6 protein-coding genes are annotated in these 6220 nt (G+C 68.0%); 3 read left to right on the forward strand and 3 right to left on the reverse strand.

Translation table 11 applies throughout. From position 1 onward, the window contains the following. Nucleotides 1–4: 4 nt before the first annotated feature. The 3 genes from TW83_RS00375 to TW83_RS00385 form a co-directional block, all read right to left on the reverse strand. Nucleotides 5–412: a c-type cytochrome gene (locus TW83_RS00375; protein WP_045980776.1), complete on the reverse strand. Its 408-nt coding sequence runs from the start codon at nt 410–412 to the stop codon at nt 5–7. 64 nt (nt 413–476) lie between these two features. Continuing rightward, nucleotides 477–1142, reverse strand: coding sequence for an ABC transporter ATP-binding protein (locus tag TW83_RS00380; protein ID WP_045980777.1), 666 nt, complete (start codon nt 1140–1142; stop codon nt 477–479). Further along, nucleotides 1135–2430 carry a lipoprotein-releasing ABC transporter permease subunit gene (locus TW83_RS00385; RefSeq protein ID WP_045980778.1) on the reverse strand — a complete coding sequence of 432 codons (1296 nt, stop codon included), beginning with the start codon at nt 2428–2430 and terminating at the stop codon, nt 1135–1137. The genes TW83_RS00380 and TW83_RS00385 overlap by 8 nt, the downstream gene beginning before the upstream one ends. A 135-nt stretch (nt 2431–2565) precedes the next feature. Between TW83_RS00385 and radA the strand changes: the two genes are divergently transcribed. The 3 genes from radA (at nt 2566) to purF (ending at nt 6187) form a co-directional block, all read left to right on the forward strand. Then, entirely contained in the window at nt 2566–3930 is a 1365-nt protein-coding gene (radA, locus tag TW83_RS00390; RefSeq protein WP_045980779.1) for a DNA repair protein RadA, read from the forward strand. Nucleotides 3931–3972: 42 nt separating this feature from the next. Then, nucleotides 3973–4566 (forward strand): CvpA family protein, encoded by a 594-nt coding sequence (locus TW83_RS00395; protein WP_045980780.1) that lies wholly within the window; start codon nt 3973–3975, stop codon nt 4564–4566. Between the two features lie 130 nt (nt 4567–4696). Continuing rightward, on the forward strand, nt 4697–6187 hold the full coding sequence (purF, locus tag TW83_RS00400; protein WP_045980781.1) for an amidophosphoribosyltransferase: 1491 nt from the start codon (nt 4697–4699) through the stop codon (nt 6185–6187). The last annotated feature ends 33 nt before the right edge of the window (nt 6188–6220 follow it).

Consider the following 6220-nt stretch of genomic DNA (forward strand, 5'->3'; position numbering starts at 1 on the left):
GGCTTTAGCGCTGCAGGGTCTGGAGGTAATCCGCCAGCGCGACCAACCGCGCCGGCGTGGCGACGCGCTGGCCCGAGCCGTCGTCATACATGACGACCGGCCCCTCGCGCAGGACCTCAAAGATCGGCATGTGCGATTCGCTGCGTCCCATCGTGTATCCGACCAGCTGGCCCATCACGCGGGTCTTGGGGAACACGCCCCCATCCTGTGCGGCCAGCATGGTCAAGTCCGCGGGCGCGGGCACCATGCCCACGGCGGCGGGCCCGTTACCCCGTCCGCCCGGCCCGTGACAGCTTGCGCAGTAATCCGCGTAATCGCGCGCCGCGCCCGTCGGTTGCGCCTCGGGCGCGCAGGCGGCGACCAGCCCCGCCAGCGCCAATCCCGCCACCCCTGCCATCATCACTGCCCGCATCGTCCGTGCCCCCGTCGGTTGTCGTTTTGTCCAGCATGCACCCGCGCGCGGGGCGGTGCAACGATCAGGCGGCGGTCAGGCGCACCACACGGTCCATCCGTGCGGCCAGGGCATGGTTGTGCGTGGCGATCAGCGCCGACAGGCCGGTATCGCGCACCAGCCCCATCAGCACGTCAAAGACCCTGTCCGACGTCTCGGGGTCCAGATTGCCCGTGGGTTCGTCCGCCAGCAGCAACGCGGGCTGGTTCGCCAGCGCCCGGCAAAAGGCCACGCGCTGCTGCTCTCCGCCCGACATCTGCGCGGGGCGGTGATCCGCGCGATGCGCCAGGCCGACGCGGTTCAGCAGGTCGGCGGCCCGGGCCTGCGCGTCACGGGGTGCGACGCCGTTGGCCAGCTGCGGCAGGACGATGTTCTCAGCCGCGCTGAATTCGGGCAGCAGGTGGTGGAACTGATAGACGAAGCCAAGCTCCTGCCGCCGCGCCTCGGTCCGCGCGCGGTCCGGCAGGCCGGTCATGTCGCGCCCGGCCAGCCAGACGCGGCCCGCATCGGGTGTGTCCAACAGTCCCGCGATATGCAGCAACGTCGATTTCCCCGCCCCCGACGGGGCGACCAGCGCCACGACTTCTCCGCGCGCGACGGTCAGGTCCAGCCGGTCCAGCACCGTCACAGGCGCGGGACCGTCCTTGGCATAGGTCTTGCCCACGCCCTCCAGCCGCAACACGTCACTCATAGCGCAGGGCCTCCACCGGATTCATGCGCGCGGCGCGGCGCGCGGGAAAGATCGTCACGACGAAGGACAGCGTCAGCGACAGCGCCACCGCGCGGAAGATGTCCCAGGCCCGCAGGTCGGCGGGCAGACGATAGATGCCGCGCACCTCGGGCTGCCACGCGCCGCCCCCGGTCAGCGCGTTCAGGCCCGCCATGATGTTGTCGACGTTCAGCGCCAGCACCACGCCCAGGATCACCCCCGCGATCGTGCCGATGATGCCGGTGAAGGCACCGCACAGGAAGAAGACCCGCAGGATCGATCCTTCGGTCAGGCCCATCGTGCGCAGGATGCCGATGTCGCGGCCCTTGTTCTTGACCAGCATGATCAACCCGCTGGTGATGTTCATCGACGCGATCAGGACCAGCACCGACAGGATGACGAACATCACGTCGTCCTCCATGTCCAGCGCGGACAGGAACGACCCGGAACTGTCGCGCCAGGACCAGGTCTGCGCGCCCTCTCCGGCGGCGCGCATCAGGGGCAGCGTCCAGTCGTCCACGCGTTCGGGGTCGTCGACGAAGACCTCGATCTCGTCCGCGACACCCTCTCGGTTGAAATAGGACTGCGCCTCGGCAAGGGGCATGTAGACCCGCGTGCGGTCGATGTCATAGCGCCCGGCGCTGAAGATATAGGTCACCTCATAGGCGTTCACCCGCGGGGTCGTGCCCATGGCGGTGCGCGCACCCTCGGGGGCGATCAGGCGGATGCGGTCGCCCACCCCCACGCCCAGCTCGCGGGCGATGCCAGAGCCGATGGCGATGCCCTGATCGAACCGCGCAAGGTCACCCTCGGACGTGGCGGGGTCGACGATCCGGGGCATCGCCTCCAGGTCGGCCCGCGTGACGCCGAAGACCTCGGCCACGTTGGAGGAGTCGTTGGCGCTGGCCATCACCTGGCCGTTGATGATCGCCGCGGTGCGGGTGACGCCTGGAACCTCGGCCAGCCGCGCGGCCATGGCCTCATAGTCGGCGATCCGACCGGGTACGACATACACGTCGTCGGTGAACTCGTTGGTGATGGTCTGCGGCGCCATGTAGACGGTCGTGTGCGCGTTCGCGCCCAAGATCGTGTCCACGAACTCGGCCCGGAAGCCCGCGCGGACGGCCAGCGTGGCGATCAGCGCCATGACGCCCAGGGCGATGCCGATCAGGCTGATCCAAGTCATGACGCTGACGCCGCCCTCGGCGCGCCGCGCCCGCAGGTACCGCCAGGCGATCATGAATTCGAAACGCGAAAAGCCTATCGCCATGGTCCAAGCCCCTGAATTTCCGCCCGGACCCTGCCCCCGCCGACCCCGAAATTCAACCCGACAAAGGCGTGAATGCCTTGCATTCGTGCTAATACCCACCTTGCGACGCCCGCGCCCCGGTGCGACATGAGGGGCATGGCAAAAGCGACAACAGCCTTCACCTGCACCGCCTGCGGCGCCGCCCACAAGAAATGGGCCGGGCGCTGCGACGCCTGTGGCGCCTGGAACACCATCATCGAGGAAGCGCCCCTGTCCCAGGGCCCCGGCCGGGGACTGGGCGCGGCCAAGGGTCGGGCCGTGCCCCTGTCGGGCCTTTCGACCAGCGAACCGCCCCCGCCCCGCTTCCTGTCGAGCATCGACGAACTGGACCGCGTGCTGGGCGGCGGCCTGGTTCCCGGCTCGGCACTGCTGGTCGGCGGCGATCCGGGCATCGGCAAGTCGACGATCCTGCTGCAGGCGGCCGCAGCGTTTTCGCGCGCGAACTATCAGGCGATCTATTTCTCGGGCGAGGAGGCCAGCGCACAGGTGCGGATGCGCGCCGTGCGCCTTGGGTTGGCAGAGGCACCGATGCGCCTGGGGGCCGAGACGAACCTCAGGAACATCCTGACCACGCTGGACGCCGAACGCCCCGACGTGGCGGTGATTGATTCGATCCAGACGCTGTGGTCCGACACCGTCGAGGCCGCACCGGGCAGCGTGGCACAGGTCCGCGCCGCCGCCCACGAGCTTGTGACATTCGCCAAAAGCCGCGGTGTCGCGGTGATCCTGGTGGGGCATGTCACCAAGGACGGCCAGATCGCAGGCCCCCGCGTGGTCGAGCACATGGTCGATTGCGTCCTGTATTTCGAGGGCGAACGCGGCCACCAGTTCCGCATCCTGCGCAGCGTCAAGAACCGCTTTGGCCCGTCCGGAGAGATCGGCGTGTTCGAGATGACCGGCAGCGGCCTGGCCGAGGTCACGAACCCGTCTGCGCTGTTCCTGTCGGAACGCGGGCAGCCCATCGCCGGCAGCGCGGTCTTTGCGGGCATCGAGGGCACCCGCCCGGTCCTGACAGAGGTTCAGGCGCTGGTGGCGCCATCGACGCTTGCCAGCCCCCGCCGGACCGTCGTGGGCCTGGACAGCGGCCGCGTCAGCACGATCCTGGCGGTCCTCGAGGCACGCTGCGGGATACCCTTCGCGGGGCTGGACGTGTTCCTGAACGTCGCGGGCGGCATGAAGGTCGCGGAACCCGCGGCAGACTTGGCCATCGCCGGCGCGCTTCTATCGGCGCGTGAGGATAACGCCCTGCCTCCGGAGGCCGTGCTTTTCGGCGAAATCAGCCTGTCGGGGGCGCTGCGCCCCGTGTCGCAGACCGAAAACAGGTTGAAAGAGGCGCAGAAACTTGGTTTTTCACAGGCTATCCTGCCCGACGCCTCCAAGGTCGAGGGCCAGTCGGGGATGGCGCTTCGGCGCATCACCGATCTGACCGCATTTGTGGGCGAGGTCTTCGGCGCCGGCTGAACCGCCTGATACTGAACGACAACCGGCGCAAGGGGCGGTTTTATGGACGGATTTACGATCATTGATGCGGTGGTGGCGGCTGTCATCATCCTGTCGGCCATCCTGGCGTGGTCGCGCGGTTTCGTGCGCGAATCGCTGGCGATCCTGGGCTGGATCGGGGCGGCCGTGCTGGCCTTCCTGTTTGCACCCACGGTACGGCCGATGGTGGCGCAGCTGCCGGTGCTGGACCGCTTCATGGGCGACAGCTGCGAGCTGGCGACGATCGCGGGCTTTGCCGTCGTCTTCGCGCTGGCGCTGGTGATCTTCTCGATCATCACGCCGCTATTCTCCTCGGTCGTGCAACGCTCGGCCCTGGGTGGCGTGGACCAGGGGATGGGTTTCCTGTTCGGCGTGGCGCGCGGCATCCTGCTGGTCGCGATCGCCTTCATCGTCTATGACCGCGTGATGACCACGCAGGACGTCCCGATGGTCGAGAATTCGCGGTCTGCCCAGGTCTTCGAGCGCATGCGCGGCCAGATGGACGACCAGATTCCCGCCGACGCGCCCGGCTGGATCGTGACCCGCTATGAACAGATGGTCATGGGCTGCACCGCCACCGGCACCCCCGTCACGACCGAAGCGCCCGCTGCGAACTGATCCGCCATGACAGGCAGATGACGAAAAAGCGCCCCTGCGGAACCGCGGGGGCGTGACTTTGTCGGCCGTCGGCACTACATGTCCCCCGACAGCACGACGACATCAGCCCCCACAGATCGAGGCCCGCGCGATGCAACCTTTCCTGGCCCATCCGTTCGATTCGGACCGTCTGCACGAGGAGTGCGGCATCTTTGGCGCGATCGGCGTGGTCGATGCCTCGAACTTCGTGGCCCTGGGGCTGCACGCGCTGCAGCACCGGGGACAGGAAGCGGGCGGCATCGTCGCCCACCATCCCGACTTCGGCTTCAACAGCGCCCACCGGTTCGGCTATGTCCGTGACAATTTCACGAAGCCCGACCTGATGGCGACGCTGCCGGGACAGCTGGCCATCGGCCATGTCCGCTATTCCACCGCCGGGACCAAGGCAAACACCGCAATCCGCGACGTGCAGCCGTTCTTCGGCGAATTCCACATGGGCGGCTGCGCGATCGCGCATAACGGCAATATCACCAATGCCGCTGCCCTGCGCCGCGAACTGATCGAGCGCGGCTCGATCTTCCAGTCGTCGTCGGACAGCGAATGCATCATCCACCTGATGGCCCGGTCGATCCAGCGCAACATCCCCGAGCGGATGAAGGACGCGCTGCGCCGGGTCGAGGGCGCGTTCAGCGTCATCGCCATGACCCGCACCAAGCTGATCGGCGTCCGCGACGCCTTGGGCGTGCGTCCGCTGGTGCTGGGCCGCGTGGGCGAGGACGGGTACGTCCTGGCGTCAGAGACCTGCGCGCTGGACATCATCGGCGCCGAATTCCTGCGCGAGATCGAGCCCGGAGAGATGGTCGTCATCTCCAAGGGCCAGATCGAATCGTCGCGGCCCTTCGGCCCGTCGACCGGGCGCTTCTGCATCTTCGAACACGTGTATTTCTCGCGACCCGATTCGATCATCGGCGGGCGGTCGGTCTATGAGACCCGCCGCCAGATCGGCGTGGAACTGGCGCGCGAGGCACCGGTCGAGGCCGATCTGGTCTGCCCGGTTCCCGACAGCGGCACGCCCGCGGCGATCGGCTTTGCGCAGGAGTCGGGCATTCCCTATGGCATGGGAATCATCCGCAACCAGTACATGGGCCGCACCTTCATCGAGCCCACCGACCAGATCCGCAATATGGGCGTCCGGCTGAAGCTGAACGTGAACCGGGCACTGATCCGCGGCAAGCGGGTCGTGCTGGTCGACGACAGCGTGGTCCGCGGCACCACCAGCCGGAAGATAAAGGACATGATCCTCGATGCGGGCGCGGCCGAGGTGCATTTCCGGATCGCGTCGCCCCCGACGGCCTGGCCTTGCTTCTATGGCGTGGACACGCCCGACCGCGACAAGCTGCTGGCGGCGAACATGTCGCCGGAACAGATGCGCGAATGGATCGGCGTCGACAGCCTGTCCTTCGTGTCGCTGGACGGGCTGTACCGCGCGGCGGGCGAGGCCGCGGGCCGCGACCCGCAGGCGCCCCGCTATTGCGACGCCTGTTTTTCCGGCGACTATCCGGTGGCGCCCTTCGATCAGCTGGAGCGCGGCTTCCGCATGAAGGTCGGATCCGAGACCGCGGTCAAGCAAGCCGCCGAGTAGTTGCGTCCTGCGACGGCCGGGGGGCCAGCCCCC

The organism is Paracoccus sp. S4493, from assembly GCF_000967735.1.
Lineage (GTDB): Bacteria > Pseudomonadota > Alphaproteobacteria > Rhodobacterales > Rhodobacteraceae > Paracoccus > Paracoccus marcusii.